General features: G+C 67.4%; 11 protein-coding genes and 3 pseudogenes. 10 read left to right on the forward strand and 4 right to left on the reverse strand.

The window, feature by feature from the left end; translation table 11 throughout:
• Nucleotides 1–521: 521 nt before the first annotated feature.
• The 3 genes from ACZ7FF_RS39645 (at nucleotide 522) to ACZ7FF_RS39655 (ending at nucleotide 2633) form a co-directional block, all read left to right on the forward strand.
• On the forward strand, nucleotides 522–851 hold the full coding sequence (locus tag ACZ7FF_RS39645; RefSeq protein ID WP_470818914.1) for a GntR family transcriptional regulator: 330 nt from the start codon (nucleotides 522–524) through the stop codon (nucleotides 849–851).
• 202 nt (nucleotides 852–1053) lie between these two features.
• Nucleotides 1054–2067: an AAA family ATPase gene (locus ACZ7FF_RS39650; protein ID WP_470818916.1), complete on the forward strand. Its 1014-nt coding sequence runs from the start codon at nucleotides 1054–1056 to the stop codon at nucleotides 2065–2067.
• A complete protein-coding gene (locus ACZ7FF_RS39655; protein ID WP_470818918.1) occupies nucleotides 2064–2633 on the forward strand; it encodes a phosphotransferase-like protein in 570 nt (189 codons plus the stop codon). Before ACZ7FF_RS39650 ends, ACZ7FF_RS39655 begins: the two co-directional genes overlap by 4 nt.
• A 7-nt stretch (nucleotides 2634–2640) precedes the next feature.
• Here ACZ7FF_RS39655 and ACZ7FF_RS39660 read toward each other — a convergent pair whose 3' ends face one another.
• A complete protein-coding gene (locus ACZ7FF_RS39660) occupies nucleotides 2641–3480 on the reverse strand; it encodes an NAD(P)-dependent oxidoreductase (protein ID WP_470818919.1) in 840 nt (279 codons plus the stop codon).
• A 4-nt stretch (nucleotides 3481–3484) separates the two neighbouring features.
• A complete protein-coding gene (locus ACZ7FF_RS39665) occupies nucleotides 3485–4129 on the reverse strand; it encodes an HAD family hydrolase (protein WP_470818921.1) in 645 nt (214 codons plus the stop codon).
• A gap of 157 nt (nucleotides 4130–4286) precedes the next feature.
• Here ACZ7FF_RS39665 and ACZ7FF_RS39670 point away from each other — a divergent pair, with 157 nt between their 5' ends.
• From ACZ7FF_RS39670 to ACZ7FF_RS39700, 7 genes and pseudogenes are all read left to right on the forward strand, one after another.
• Nucleotides 4287–4565, forward strand: a complete 279-nt coding sequence (locus tag ACZ7FF_RS39670) for a helix-turn-helix domain-containing protein (protein WP_470818922.1) — start codon at nucleotides 4287–4289, stop codon at nucleotides 4563–4565.
• Between the two features lie 406 nt (nucleotides 4566–4971).
• Nucleotides 4972–6099, forward strand: coding sequence for a hypothetical protein (locus ACZ7FF_RS39675; protein ID WP_470818924.1), 1128 nt, complete (start codon nucleotides 4972–4974; stop codon nucleotides 6097–6099).
• A 120-nt stretch (nucleotides 6100–6219) separates the two neighbouring features.
• Nucleotides 6220–7542 (forward strand): annotated as a pseudogene (dnaB, locus tag ACZ7FF_RS39680) (replicative DNA helicase); the annotation flags it as partial.
• A gap of 433 nt (nucleotides 7543–7975) precedes the next feature.
• Nucleotides 7976–9628, forward strand: coding sequence for a hypothetical protein (locus tag ACZ7FF_RS39685; RefSeq protein ID WP_470818926.1), 1653 nt, complete (start codon nucleotides 7976–7978; stop codon nucleotides 9626–9628).
• Nucleotides 9629–9748: 120 nt separating this feature from the next.
• Nucleotides 9749–10040, forward strand: a pseudogene (gene tpg / locus ACZ7FF_RS39690) (telomere-protecting terminal protein Tpg); the annotation flags it as partial.
• A 167-nt stretch (nucleotides 10041–10207) separates the two neighbouring features.
• The gene (locus ACZ7FF_RS39695) at nucleotides 10208–10693 is read left to right on the forward strand and encodes a hypothetical protein (protein WP_470818927.1); all 486 of its coding nucleotides are present in this window, start codon (nucleotides 10208–10210) and stop codon (nucleotides 10691–10693) included.
• 176 nt (nucleotides 10694–10869) lie between these two features.
• Nucleotides 10870–10964: pseudogene (locus ACZ7FF_RS39700) on the forward strand.
• 75 nt (nucleotides 10965–11039) lie between these two features.
• On the opposite strand, the gene tpg (ACZ7FF_RS39705) reads toward ACZ7FF_RS39700, so the two are convergent.
• Together tpg (ACZ7FF_RS39705) and tap are read right to left on the reverse strand one after the other, a co-directional pair.
• Entirely contained in the window at nucleotides 11040–11597 is a 558-nt protein-coding gene (gene tpg, locus ACZ7FF_RS39705) for a telomere-protecting terminal protein Tpg (protein ID WP_470818929.1), read from the reverse strand.
• Between the two features lie 12 nt (nucleotides 11598–11609).
• Nucleotides 11610–13790, reverse strand: a complete 2181-nt coding sequence (gene tap / locus ACZ7FF_RS39710; RefSeq protein WP_470818931.1) for a telomere-associated protein Tap — start codon at nucleotides 13788–13790, stop codon at nucleotides 11610–11612.
• Nucleotides 13791–14462: the final 672 nt, after the last annotated feature.

A 14462-nucleotide genomic window follows, 5' to 3' on the forward strand; every position in this document is an offset into this window, starting at 1 on the left:
CAAAGGCACGGTCGACGGCGGGCAGCACAGGGCTGCGAAGCTGCGCGGCGCCCGGGGGGGGCGCCAGATCTCAGAGAGACGCGGACCGCTCGCCGCCCGGGAGATCTGTCCGGAAAGGTCATCTGCGATCAAGGTGTGCCGCGTCGTTCTTTAGCGTCGTGAAGGTGCTGGCCCTCCGCACTCCCCGGTAGTAATGAGCGCCTGGCAGTTCTTGCCCAGACCGCCCCCAAGGGGGGCGCCCACCGGATCGATGCGTGCCGACTGCCACCACCAGAGGGGATGGCGCCTCACGACGGGTCTCCACTCACCTCGGCCGGCGCGGACACGACCGTACTGATGTGGTGGATCACGCTGTGGAGTTCTCAACCAGCTGGCGCTTCTATCGAGCCCTCGGGCCCTCCAGGCGTCGACAACCTAGCCAACTTAGCTAGGTTTAATGACACAGTGCAGCACGAATGCGACTGTGTCAACTAAGCTAGCGAAGCTGTCTAATCTAGTGAGGGGGACCTACGATGTGGGTCATGACGGCCGACGACCTGCAGCCTTATCAACGCATCGTGCAAGACGTGAAGGATGAGGTCAGGCTTGGCCGGTTGGCAGGTAATGACAAGCTGCCCAGCACACGAGAGCTGGCGAACCGCTACAAGGTGGCCCCCGGGACCGTTCAGAGAGCACTCGCTGAGCTTCGCTCGGACGGTGTCATCTACTCCCACCAGGGCCGTGGGTCCTACATCCGAGAGACGGCTGTCGGGTCCGTGGGTGATCAGACTGCCCTCGCGATCCAGCATCTGGAGGAAAAGGTGGCCGACTTGACGCGGCGTCTGGAACAGCTGGAGGCGAGAGATGCCTGACCACTTCAGCCCACCCATCCTTGCCTCCCGTCTCAAGAACTGACGAGATCCATCACATCGGCAACGCTGGAAAATCAACATCACAACGCCATGTCGAAGCCCGTGCACATGCCACTTCACGGGTTTTCAACATCCACGTACACATGGGACTTGAGGCCCGCCGCCTAGGCTCACAGCCATCACTTCGACGGAGGGAAACCAGGTGGGCAAGTACCGCGCAGGGTGGAGCCCAGACAGACTGCGCGAACAGCGGGAGGCGCATGGTCTAACCCTGGAGAAGGCCGGCGAACGACTTCGAGAAGTTGCCGAGCAGGCGAAGCTCAAGGGAATCCCTGCGGCGAATCCACAGACCTTGTGGCAGCACGAGCAGGGTGAGATCTACCCAGGGCCTCACTATCGGCGCGCGTACTGCTTGCTCTACAGGGCCACCGAGCCGGACCTCGGCTTCCGCAACGCTCTACCCGGGGAAGAGACATCATTCAAATTGACTCCGATGGACGACCGCCTTAACGGCGCGCACGTCCTCGCTGTCGAGCGCGCGATCCACCGCATTGCCCCCGGCAGCGATGATGCCGACCACTTCGCCCTTCAGCAGCGCATCATTGACGCGTGGAAGCGTCGGCACACCGGCGGCGACCCTCACCGCCCGGTCCTGATCCTGGTCGGCGGGTATGCCGGCTCCGGCAAGACGGAGCTCGCTCGCTTCTTCGTCCAACTCACCGGCTGGCCCCTGCTCGACAAAGACCCACTCACGCGTCCGCTTGTGGAACGGCTCCTGGTGGCTCTGGGCGGCGACCCGAACGACCGACACACGGACCTCTATCGGGAGCGTGTCCGGTCTGTGGAGTACGACTGCCTCATGCAGTCAGCCATGGCCAACATCAAGTGCGGGATCAGTACGGTGCTGAGCGCGCCGTTCATCTCCGAGCTGACCGATCCGGACTGGATGCAGCGCCTGTCCAACCGGGCCTCGTCCATGGGCGTCGACGTCTTCCCCGTGTGGGTGCGCTGCGATGAGGAGTCGATGCGCGAGTACATCACCTTCCGCTCCGCGGCCCGCGACGCCTGGAAGCTCGCCCGGTGGGACGAGTACATGTCGACCATCAACCTGGACCTGCGTCCGGCGGTGCCGCACCTAGTCGTCGACAATCGCTTGGGCACCGCGGTGTCGCTCGCCGATCAGGCTCGGCAGGCGATGGGAGCGATGAGCGCATGACCGAACGGCAGGGCGTGATCTTGTACGGCCCGCCGGCGGCAGGCAAGGACACCGTCACCACGGCTCTCACAGAGCTGAGCCCGCGGTACGCGCAATTCGCACGGCTCAAGGTCGGGACGGGCAAGACGACCAGCTACCGAATGGGCACGACGGAGCAGCTGCGCGAGCTGGAGGCTGCGGGCGACGTGGTCTACGCGAACCACCGTTACGGCAACACGTACGCGATCGACCGGCCCGGCGTCGACGCCGCGTTCGCGGCCGGGGTGCCCGTAGTACACCTCGGGCAGGTCGACGGCATCCAAGCGCTGGTCGACGGCTGCTCGGCCGACTGGTCGGTAGTGCTGCTGTGGTGCTCGCGCGAGGTAACCGAGCTGCGGTCGGCGAGGCGCGGCGACAGCGACACCGCAGCGCGCCTGGCGGCGTGGGACGCGACCCGCGAGGATCTGGACGCACACCCGGGCATGGTCTGGGACCTGATAGTGGACACCACGACGTCGGCACCGCAGGACGCGGCACGTCTCATCGACCAACTACTGGCGCAGCGGGCGGGAGCAGCGACGGCATGAGCGCGGATTACGGCTGGGCGAGTCGGTCCAGGGCGTCGGTGAGCGTGAGCTTGCCGTCGTCCTTGGCGTCGTCCCACCGTGCCAGCGTGGACGCGGCTGCAAGCAGCATCTCCGGCGGAAGGCCGGCGGCCGTGAGCGCGTCGGCAGCCTCCTCCAGCTCCGGGCCCCAGCGCCAGGCACGGGCCGCGGTCTTGGTGATGTACTGCGGCTCAGACAGGTACGAGTCGGTGCGCCGGGAGGCGACCTCGATGAGCTCCTGGTCGACGCCGTGCTCCCGTGCCATGCCGACCGCGAGCGCCACCAGCACTCGCGACGTCTTCTGGAAGCTGGCGTACGCCAGCTTCAGCGCGGACGCCTTCCCAATCTCGGCGCCCAGGACCTTCGTCTGCACGGCCGTGCCCGCGAACAGCACCTCGATCCGTTCGGTCGCGGCGGCAGGGCCGGACAGGTACAGGGTCGGCGTCTTGCCAGCGACGGGTGGGGAGCCGACGACACCACCGTCCACGACGGCCGCACCTGGTTCGAGCAGTGCGGCAATCCGCTGCACCCGCTGGGGGTTGATCGCGTTAGCCTCCACATACACTTGGGTGAAGCCGTGCGATGCGACGTCGCGGGCGATGTCTTCGGCAACGGCCGGCGGGCAGAGGCTGATGACGATGTCGCTGCGATCCAGCAGCTCCGCCAGCGTGGGCACCCCGGTGAGCCCGAAGGTCTCGGCGCGCGCGACAGTTGCGGGGCTGCGTCCGGCCTCGCACCACAAGACCGTGGCCGCGTTCGTTGCGGCGCAGGCTGCCACAGCAGCGCCCATGCTGCCGGGGTGGAGGATGCCGACGGTCGGCTGGTCCACGGTGCTACTCCGTCTCGGTGAGCAGGATGGCGATAGCGTCAGTGACGTCGTCAACGACGTGGTGCGCGACGGGAAGGTCGTCCGGCCATGGTCGGCCGCGCAGCCAGATGGTGCGCAGGCCGGCCTGTTGGCCGCCACCAATGTCCCCGGCCGGGTTGTCGCCAACCATCCAGCCGCCGTCCGCGAGGAGCACGCCACAACGGGATGCCGCGAGTTCGTAGAGGCGTGGGTCTGGCTTGCGGATCTCCAGGTCGCCCGAGACCGCGACGCCGTCGACCAAGGCGGCAAGCCCGGTAGCAGCGATCTTGGCTCGCTGGATGTCACTGGCCCCGTTGGTGACGATGCCGATCGTCCACGCGGCCGTGCGCAGGCGGGCCAGGCCCTCGAGGACCTCGGGGCGGCAAGTGACGGCGGCCGCCATGAGATCGACGTAGTCCTGCCACAGCTGCCCGGCGGGCACCGCCAAGCCGAAGGCTTCCCGCAGCCGGCCGAAGTCGGCAGCGCTCGCGCGGTCGGCCAGCTCGCTACGCAGCCACTGTTCGGTGTCCGGAGCGAAGGCATGCGTCTCGCACAGGCCGGTAACGGCGTCGCTGAGCGCCGACTGCCGGCCGGCCAGCGTGCCGTCGAGGTCGAAGAGAGCGAAGGGCATGTGGGCGACTTTACCTACGGCGCTAGCTGCGCAGATGCTTGAGACCGCCCACCCCTACAGACTGCGATGTAGAACTACTCGCAGCTGACATGTCCTCAAATGCTCTACCCGGAGCTGCTTTCTATGTACAGTTTGAGATCACAAGGAAGGGGGAGTGATGAATGATCTGAACGAAGCTGTGGACGCGCTGCTCAGTCGGCCCGCTGACGTCCTTCCTTCTCCTGAGGTCCGGGCCAGACTCCGGAAGGCCTCTGGGCTCACTCAGGAAGAGGTCGCTCAAGCCTTCGGCGTACACCGGATGGCGTTCCTGCGCTGGGAGAACGGTCAGTCCATGCCGCGTCGGCGGCATCGCGACGCATACCTCCGCTTGCTCAAGGGATGGGCCGACAAGCACCCCGAGGCAGCGCTCGGCTCCGACCTTGCGAAAGCAGGCTGAGGTGTACGGCTTCGACTGACCCCCTAGGAAACGCCGAAGCGGCCCTGTCGCCACAACAGGACCGCTTCCTAGCGAATCGACTCACCAGCCCGCGAAAGCTTTGAGTCGTGAGCAGCGAGGTGACCTCATCTGCCGGGTGATGCCCGTGGGCCCTAGAGCCCGCGTGGTCACCTATACCCAGAGTATGCGCATCAGATTGCGCAACGCCACTACTTCAGGGTTTGGCTAAGTCACATTTGCTGGTCACGGCTCCCCTACCTGGGGAGATGTACCACTTGAACCGCCCGTTCTGCCGTCCGCCCGCTACGCGGACCGCACCCCTCTCCCGGGGCGTAAGTGCCACGCCTTGGGTGTCCGTCTCGACCGGCACCGGCCTTCGCGCGTACCGCGGGTCGGAGGTGGCTCGGTGAAGAAGCGTGTATCGCGGCCTCGCCGGTTTGCGTCGGTCGACAACGAGGCGATCGACACTCTGCCCTCGATCCTGGCCGTAGGGCTGTTGACCCGGCTGATCCGGGCGCAGGACGGGGAGCACGTCACCGTCGAGCGTCTGACTCAGGTCTACAGCGAGGGCGAGAAAGCACTCTCGGGTGCGATGCGGGCACTGGTGGAGGCCGCGTTCGTCGTCAAGATCAAGGTGCAGCGCTCGGTCACGGAGCAGGTCGAGGACGAGGTGACCGGGAAGGTCACCGTCAAGCGCGGCGGTACCTGGTACACGGAGTTCAGCGTCGACTCGCTGGCGTTCACCGCCGAGGACGTGGCCGAGATGGTCGCAGAGGTGCTGTCCAGGGACAACGTGAAGAGCTACCGCGTCGAGCCGGAGCGCTTGGACCCCAGGGCCACGGGCCTGCTGCGCACCGTGCGACCGGCCTCCCCGAAGGGGGGTGTCGGTCCCACCTGCGAAAACACCGACCCGCGACCGGCCTCCCCGAAGGGGGGTGTCGGTCCCACCTGCGAAAACACCGACCCGCGACCGACCCCCCTTAACCGACGGGTCGGTCGAGCGGGGACCGCTCAGGGGGGGGCTCTCTTTAAGGAAGAGACTGTTGTTGAAGACTCTCTCTGTGGTGACGCCGGAGGGTCTGGCGACGGCAGGGAAGAGAGAGAAGCCGCTGCGCCCGGGGAGGCCTTGGCTGAGCGGGAGCCCGTGGTCGGCGTGCCGAGCGATGCGGACAGGGTGGTCGATGCCTACATCGCAGCCTTCATGTCCACGGCCGGCCTGCCGCCTCGCCCGGATGTCGTTCGCTCCGTCCATGCGGCTGCCGAGGGCCTGCTCTCTGTGGGCCGGTCCGTCGGCAACCTGTGCACCCTGGCCGGCGAGCTGGGGGCAAAGGGCTGGACGGACCTGGTGAAGCACGCGCAGATGAATCCGGAGGCCGCGGCCCGGCCTGCCGCGGTTCGTAAGCAGTGGTGCGGGGAGTGCAACGACGGCCGCGAGCCGATGTCCGCGGCGGAGCGGATGCGTGAGACCGCGGACGGCTGGGTGAAGTGCCACTGCCACCCCGGTTACGTCCCCAAGCAGCCGACCCACGCCTGAGCCCAGCAGCAGAGCGGCGGCAGGGGAGCCCGTAGCAAGGCCCCTGCCGCCGCATAGACCCCAGAGCGGAGATCTACTGTGAGCGTACTCCCGCAGGCCCGTAGCGCTGCCGACAGCGATAGCTTTGAGCGGCAGCCCCTGCACGATCAAGAGGCTGAGCAGGCCGTCCTCGGCGGCATGCTGTTGTCCGCGGATGCCATCGACGACGTCCTCGGTGTCCTGAAAGCCGAGCAGTTCGCCGCGCCGAAACACGAGATGATCTTCCGGGCGATCGTCCACGTCTACGGCAAGGGCGAGCCCGTCGATCCGATCACGGTGTCCGACGAGCTGACCAAACGCGGAGAGATCAGCAAGGTGGGCGGCGCCACCTACCTCCACCAGCTGGCCCAGACGATCCCCGTCGCCACGAACGCCGAGCACTACGCGGGCATCGTCCACGAGAAAGCCGTCCTGCGCGGCCTGGCACAGGCCGGCCAGCGCATCACCGCCCTCGCCTACGCGCAGGAAGGTGAACTCGCCGACATCTGCAACCAGGCCCAGACCGCCGTCTACACGGCCACCGAGGTCTCCAAGGCCGAGGAGGAGGACGTCCCCCTCGGCGACGTCATGGAAGGCATGCTCGACGAGCTCGAACGCATCCAGAACCACAAGGGCGAGATGACCGGCGTCCCCACCGGCCTTCGCGACTTCGACGCCCTCACCGGCGGTCTCCAGCCCGGCCAGTTCGTCGTCATCGCCGCCCGCCCCGCCATGGGCAAGTCCACGCTCGCCATCGACTTCGCCCGGGCCGCCTCGATCAGGCACGGCATGCCCAGCCAGATCTTCTCCCTGGAGATGGGCCGCAACGAGATCGCCATGCGCATCAACTCCGCAGAGGCCCGCGTCGCCCTGCACCACATGCGGCTCGGCACGATGACCGAGGACGACTGGAGCCGCCTCGCCCGCCGCATGCCGGACATCCAGGCCGCACCGCTGTTCATCGACGACTCCCCCAACATCACCCTGAACTACATCCGCGCCCGGGCACGGAAGAGGAAGGCGAAGAACGGCCTGGCCCTGATCGTCGTCGACTACATCCAGCTGATGGAGCCCGACACCCGCAGCGAGAACCGGCAGCAGGAAGTCTCCAAGATCTCCCGGAACCTCAAGCTGCTGGCGAAAGAACTCGAGGTCCCCCTCGTCGCCCTGTCGCAGCTGAACCGTGGCCCCGAGCAGCGCACCGACAAAAAGCCCGTCGTCTCCGACCTCAGGGAGTCCGGCGCAATCGAACAGGACGCCGACATGGTCATCCTGCTGCACCGCGAGGATCACTACGAGAAGGACTCCCCCCGCGCCGGTGAGGCCGACCTGATCGTGGCCAAGCACCGCAACGGGCCCACCGCCACGATCACGGCGGCCTTCCAGGGCCACTACTCCCGATTCGTCGACATGGCCCAGACCTGATCCAGCCCAGCAGGCCGTAGAGCCCCCCGAGCACCCCTCTCGCAGTCGATCACCCGTCCTGTGTTGAATCCCTCGCTGGGCCGGGTGATCGGCCCGCACAGGGGCGTGCAGCCGACCGAGAGAAGAGCCATCGCACGGGCAGTGGCGAACAGTGAGCGGTCCCCTGCCGCAGGCCTTCACCCGCCCCGTCCCCAGGCACGCAGACGCGTTACCTGGTCAAGCAACTCAAGGCATTTGCGCGGCAGCGCTGCTGTTCCACACCCTTCAGCGGACCGTGCAGCACTAGACCAAAGACCAGTTGCGCCCCCGACCGGAACCTTGCTGGCTGCAGCGCGAATACGCCAACGCTGCCTGACCCAGAGCTGATTGTCAGTGGCGGCCTTTACCTTGAAAGCGACGCGTTCGACGCACTGCTACCGAGCGGGGGACATCTGTGGCCAACGGTGTATGGCATTCCGGTCTGCAGCGGATTCTCGAACTCGACAAGGAAGACCTCGGCCTGGGCAGCACGGGGCCAAGCCTGTCCGCACTGATCGAAAGCCTGCTGCAGCCTGTGGCCACGAGAGATCGGGAACTCCTTGTCTGCGTGGAAAGCAGCCAGGGACGCCAGTGCAAGGCTGAACTCAGCGGTATCAAGAGTTCGAACATGTACGTACGGAAGCACCGCGGCCCAGACGGTGCCCTGCGACTGCGCGCCGCCCATCTGCCCACCACGCACGAAATGACACCAGAGGAGAGCGACAGGCACAAGGCGATGAAGGACTTCCTGGCCCGCACCGGACAGGCGGCCGACCTTGAGATCCTTGTGGAGAAGACCACCAGGAACCGGACGTCTCGACCAGACGTCACGATCGTCGGTGCTGGTGGGGTGAGCTTGGGATGCGAAGCGCAGTACTACAACGCCAGTGCAGGAACCGTGCTGCGCCGGTCAAAGGCCCACGCCGATGCCGGCCTGGTCGCCAACTGGATCACCCACGACGACAGGTTTCATCTGGTCGACCGGTCCAATTGGATGCTGACTAGGAGGATGACCTGGCGAGAGATCAGCAACGCGGCAGACCTCGCATTGATGGGCGGCTTTCGTGTTCTCGTCGAATGGCGGTGCACCGCGAGTGCCGAGCGCCCGTGTCCGGACGCTCTGTTGAAGACAGGCTGCGGCAAAGTACACCTGCAGTGGGACACCCCTCGCCGCTTGGACGACGAAGGCACCGGATGGACCGGTCACGAAGGCAACACGCGAGGCGTCACCGTCGGGCAGACTCTGATCGGTGCGGCCACCGGCAGCGTGACCCCCTTGTTCGCCTCTTCCCGCAAGGACCGGCGTTCTGGTGCCTACATGTGGGTTTCCGCAGATGACCGGATCCGGTGGAGCGACTACAGCAGCGAGGAACCCACCGATCCCGAAGAACAGCAGGCGCCTGACGAGGACATCCACTTTTCCGGCAGAGACGCTGACCCCACGTGCAATTTCGGCGACGACACCTGGATCCCCAGTGCCCCCCTCGAACGCCGCGGCATCTACGGCGTGGAACTGACGCTCACAGCCGACAACCCAGCGCCAGTCCGGACAGCGGTGCCGGCGCCTGACGCTCACCGTGCCGACGAATCCCGCGCAGCACCAAGCGAACCCCTGGAGATCCCGCGGCCTCGCCCAGGGCATCGGCTTCCTCCGCTCGATCAGGAAAGCCCCGAACGACTCACAGCAAGTCCGGACCGCTCCACATGCCAGGCCGGAAACAGTGCGTCCGGGCCTGCGCTGCAGCCCCTTGCCCCCGCCGCCCCACCGTCGACGGTGGAAACTGCCGAGTCCGGCCCAACTGACAAGCCGGCACCCATCCCGCTCGCCGTTGAGGCTGATCCGAGCCGAACCGGCCTGCCCGCTTCACTGATCGCCTTGCAGCAGGCCGCCGACCTCGAACGCGCCAAGCTGGAACGGCTCGACCACCCCGACGACCGCACTCGCCAACGCCGGAGCTGGTTTGAAGCGGCATGCTTAGCCCAGGACGCCGTCACCCGCCATGCCCGAGCCGAGGGCCTGAACCGTTTCGACGTTGCACAAGAGCTACGGCTTGCGGTGGGAGACTAGGGCACCCAGTAGCCCCGCGGAGCGTCCCTCCTGCAGCCGATCCCCAGGCCGCGCCATCTTCGCCTGCCGGACCCGTTGATCGGCCCTTACTGACCCGTACAGCCGAAGGAAGTCTCTGCGATGGGCATGGTCTCCGACGGCCTGGACCGGGCCGTGCAGCGCGCGTTCACCCGCCCCATCCCGAAGTCCGCCGGTGCCCAGATGCGTTACCTGGTCCGCCAGCTCAAGGGCTCCCGGGCGGTGGCCGAGCTGCTGGGCATCTCCCGGCGCACGGTCGAGCGCTACGTGAAGGACCAGATCCGCCTACCCCCGCGCAGCCCTCGCAGGCCGCCTGGCCGACGCAGTGCGGGCCCGCTGGCAGCGGCGGGTGCGCGCCCAGGCCAAGCGCCAGGCCGCCGCCGCGACTGGCCTCAGGGCGAGCAGGCATCTGTCCGGCGCGCCCATGACGGTGGCTGCCGCTCTCCCTGCCTCGGGGATCTCGGTACAGCGGCTGTTGCCAGGGGACGATCAGGGTCGTCGCGTCTCGTGTTGGCCGTAGGCGGGGCGCCGCCGGTGGCGGAGTCGGCAACGATGTGGGGCATGAGCGAGTCGTCTTTCGAGTATCGACAGGCACGTGCTGCACAAGGTGAGAGCTGCGCGGATCCCCACGATCTGGTGCGATACGTCAGCCGGGTCACCATGGACGCCCACAGCCTGCGCCTAGGCCTGGCTGAAGCCGTCACGCACGCCTTCCGCGGGACAGCGGCGCCAAGCGAGGGGACGGGGGAGCTGCCGTATCCGCCTGACCGTGTGGAGCGGGAGCTGCGCGAGGACACGATGGGATCGGTCCAGCGGCTCCTGGTTGCTGACCCAGCCGTTGCTACTGCGCTCCGGCACGCCATGCGCTTGCTGGAGGATGCTGCCGAGGCTGCCTACCTGGTTCGCGCACTGCTCGAACGGCCCGATGGCGGGGCTGCGATGGAACGTATGGCCCTCGAGGCCGACCTTGGTTCCGCAGAGGAGGACGGAGGAAGAGAAGCCGGCCACGGGCCGCACGGCCGACTGCACCGTCTCCTCTGTGTGTAGCTACACACAGAGGCTGGGCCTGCCTGGTCAGGCAGTACGAGGATGACGGCCTCGTTGCCGCTGATCGGGCCGCGTGGCCTGGTGCGTATCAGGCACTCATCAGACCCTCGTCAGCAGGGATTGACAGGCTTGTCCCTGTGAACGGCAGCGGGGCAGCAGCCCGGGGCCGGGATCGAGGAGAGGTGCCCGGAGTGGTTGATCGGGGACCAGCGAGCACGCCTCAAGGTCGGGCCTTTCGGGGCCCACGCAGGTTCGAATCCTGCCCTCTCCGCCTACTCGCCTGCTCGGGCACCGGCTGAAGTGCTCCGCACCTGGGCCAGGGGTGCGGCTATCCGGGGTGCGGAGCTTACAGGTCGAACTCCACGTGTTCGATGTCGGTGAAGCGGACCTCCTCCAGGGAGCCGGCGCGGCGGCCGCCGTCTTGGAAGTACATGTCCTTGAGTCCTTCGGCTGCGATCTGCTGCAGCTGCTGGTCGCTGGCGCCGGCCTGCTGGGCGTCGAAGAGGCGGGCGGCGTATCGCGGCGGGAGCGCGACGGTCAGGTGGCGGATGCGGGCGTCGTCGGTGGAGCCGATCGGTGCGGTGTAGCCGATGCGGGCGCGGGTGTCGATGACGATGCCGCCGGTCGTCGCCGCCCGCTGTCGCGCCCTCGCACGGATCTGTGGCTGCCAGCGCTTTTTGACCTCGCGTTCCAGGCGGTCGGCAAGTTCCGGGCGGGGCTTCTTGATCTGGTCTTTCACGTACCGCTCGACGGTGCGCTGGGAGATACGCAGCATCTGGGCGACGGCCTTGGTGCCCTTGAGCTGCTTGACCAGGTACCGCATCTGCGCGGGTGCGCTCTTGGGTGCCGGGCGGGTGAAGGCTTTCTGTACCGCGGTGTCCAGGCCGTCCCCGAACAGGCTCATCGTCGCCTTCTCCTACTCTCCGTTGTCGACGTCGGTGATGTTGCCGTCCTTGATGTAGCGGGCGAGGTTGAGTTCCGGGGCGTTGAACCGCTCGCGGACCTCTTCGCCCCACAGGACGCTTTGAGTGCCTTCGTGCTTGACCAGGCCCGGGTTGATGCCGAGCTTGAAGCCGCCCGGCAGCGGCTTGCCGTCCCGGTAGGGCAGGAAGTCCAGCGGCGAGGGGCCGCCGGCCGCGTACACGACGCAGTCGGACAAGATCGCGACCGGGTACTGGCCGGTGAACGCCGCATGCTTGAGGATCTTGCGGTGCAGGTTGATCCGGGTGCGGGAGATGACTGCCGCGCGGATGTCCGGCCGCCACGTCGGGCGGGCCAAGGCCCGCCACGGCTGGCCCGGCCGCCAGCCCTCGCCCCTCGGGCGCTCGCGCAGCTTGCCCAGGCCGCCCTTCACGGTTGCCTTGATCGCGGACACCACGATCGCCAGCTCCGGGTCTCGGCTGCGGTAGCCGTCCATCGCCGCGAGGAAATCGTCCGGCGCCATGTCCGCGTGCACACCGAGGTCTTCCATCGTCGCGAGGAAGGCGTCGCGCAGCCGGGTGTACCAGGCGTCCAGGTAGCGGCCGTTCTCGTATCGGATGTACGCCTCGATCGGCTGGACTTCGTACCCGAGTTCCATCGCGTAGGCGACGGTCGGCGTCGCGTACCAGGCCGGCCCCTGCGGGCGCTCGCCTTTCGGCGTGAACGGGCTGGGCAGCAGGCTCGCGTCCAGGTCCACCCACCTGTCCTTCGCGACTTTCACATGGGACAGGTCCACATGGGACAGGTCCACCAGCCAGGAGCCGGGCAGCTTCGGGTCGAACACAGGCGTCTTGACGTGCGTGGGCGCACCGAGGCCGACGACCAGGCCGTTGGCGCCGGCGGCGAAGGCCATGTTCACATCGATGCCGACCAGGTGCCGCAGCGTGCATTCGGCATCGGTCATTGGCCGCGCCCAGTCGTAGGCTTCCTCGAACAGCTTCTCTGCCGGGCCACGGACGTGGAAGCGCGGCAGGTGTGCAAGGAGCGGGTGTCCGTCGGGGGCCTCGCACGGCGCGCAGTCCACTGGGTCCTTACCCAGCGAGCTGGGGTTGCGCTCGGAGTGCCGCTTGCCGTCGGCGTCGGGGCCGGAGGCGCGGGTCGGCGGGTGCAGCGCGGTCATCAGCTCCAGACCGGTCACGGCCGTGGACCCGCGCGGTGTCATCACCCGGGCCGCGTACTTGCCCAGGGTCCGGGCGAGTTGCGCCGGCGGAAGCTGGGCGGCCTCGCCCCAGTGACGGGAGTCCAGGGCATGCCAGGAGGGGATGCACAATTGCACGCAGGCCCGTTCCGAGCCCTGGGCGGGGCGGTAGATCCGTGCCCACGGCCCGAACCCGCGCTTGGTCAGCTTCCACTCGGCGCGGACCAGCTGCTTGATGACCTTGTGACCTTCCGGGAGTCGCCCGGCGAGCCGCTCTTCCTGTGTGAGGGTGGCGGGAAGGCCGTAGTGCTCCAGTGCGGCCTCGGTGAGCACGAGCAGCGGGTCGGCGTCCTTGCCCGGTCCGGACAGCTTCGGCTGTCCGAGCTTTGCCTCCGTGAGCGTCCAGTCCACCAGGGCCGGAAGGCTCTTGGCAGGCACGTCCAGGACCAAGCCGCCGGTGCAGTACGCCAGAAGCTGGCCCTCTTCGACGTCGACGACGGCCAGTGGGCCATTCTCGAACCGCGGGTCGGTGCCGCCCGCCGAAGTGCTGGCCGGGGCGGCCTTCGCCGCGCTGGGGCGGCGCGATGATGTGCTCGGCCTGGCGGCGGATGCCGGACGCTCTGCATTGGCCGGGGAGTCCGGCTCTTCGACCTGGGGGGCAGGGGCAGGCAGGGGAGCGGGAGCGGTGAACGTCTCCGGCGGTGCCGGCTCGGGCGTCGCGGGCGCGGGGGCAGGGAACCGCGCGGCGAGAGCCTCCAGGAGCCGGGCGTAGGCAGCGCGCTGTGGCGGCCTCGGTTCGTTTTTTCCCGATTCCCAGCTCGCGACCGTCTCTCGACGGGTCTTCAGTGCGGTCGCGATCTGGGCCTGGCTGAGCCCGGCGGCACCCCGCAGTCGCCGACGCTCGGCCGGGTCGGGAAGGGGAGCGATTTCCTCCAGCAGCGCGTCCACCGCGCTGAGCAGCTCATCCTCAGTGGGCACAGAGCTCACCTCCGATACGCACTCTATACGCGGATCGCTCATTCAATCGCACATGGATAGCTCATGAATCGCTCCACTTGGACCGCTTTTGGGTGTCACCCCAGGTCGGTGCATCGGCGCTGTTTCGTGCGCGCTTGTTGTCCGTGGACAACAAGCCGGAGGAGGTGCTGGCCCAGGCGCTTCTTTCTCCAAAGCCTCCGCGAGTGGGCTCCGCCTGAGCACGGGCGCAGGCCTGAGGCGGCACTGAGGTCGCCACTTCCCCCGTTCATTGTGTGGGTCATTGCTGAGCCGGCGGCGGCAGAGTCGTGAAGACCGAGGGGGCCGCCCTCATCTTGGAAGTCGTCCGCCACCGCTTTGGCGGCGAGGTGCCGTCCGCTCCTGCCTTCGACGATGACCACTGTCCGCACGTGCCGCCGGAAGCCCCGCACACGTCCCCGGCCCGGGGGGACGGGAGCGGAAACCCCTGCGGAGTGGATCTTGAATCGCATTCGTGACGAAGTCTCAGGGCTGTTACGCGTTTCACCTCGGTGGGGGGCCGTGACTGGATCAGCCCCTTCAGGCCCTGCCTTAGACCCTGGCATTTCTGCAGGTCAGAGCGATGTGAGCCTCTAGTCAGGGACTGAAGGGACTCAACATCCCAATTATGACGTAGCTAGAGCATGAGGATACGTA

Source organism: Streptomyces sp. NPDC037126, assembly GCF_055605965.1.

What these genes read in the sequence shown, in the direction of transcription:
- tpg (WP_470818929.1), bottom strand. Translation starts at nt 11,597, where the DNA reads ATGAGCCTGTTCGGGGACGGCCTGGACACCGCGGTACAGAAAGCCTTC.
- ACZ7FF_RS39670 (WP_470818922.1), top strand. Translation starts at nt 4,287, where the DNA reads ATGAATGATCTGAACGAAGCTGTGGACGCGCTGCTCAGTCGGCCCGCT.
- ACZ7FF_RS39645 (WP_470818914.1), top strand. Translation starts at nt 522, where the DNA reads ATGACGGCCGACGACCTGCAGCCTTATCAACGCATCGTGCAAGACGTG.
- ACZ7FF_RS39665 (WP_470818921.1), bottom strand. Translation starts at nt 4,129, where the DNA reads ATGCCCTTCGCTCTCTTCGACCTCGACGGCACGCTGGCCGGCCGGCAG.
- ACZ7FF_RS39695 (WP_470818927.1), top strand. Translation starts at nt 10,208, where the DNA reads ATGAGCGAGTCGTCTTTCGAGTATCGACAGGCACGTGCTGCACAAGGT.
- ACZ7FF_RS39655 (WP_470818918.1), top strand. Translation starts at nt 2,064, where the DNA reads ATGACCGAACGGCAGGGCGTGATCTTGTACGGCCCGCCGGCGGCAGGC.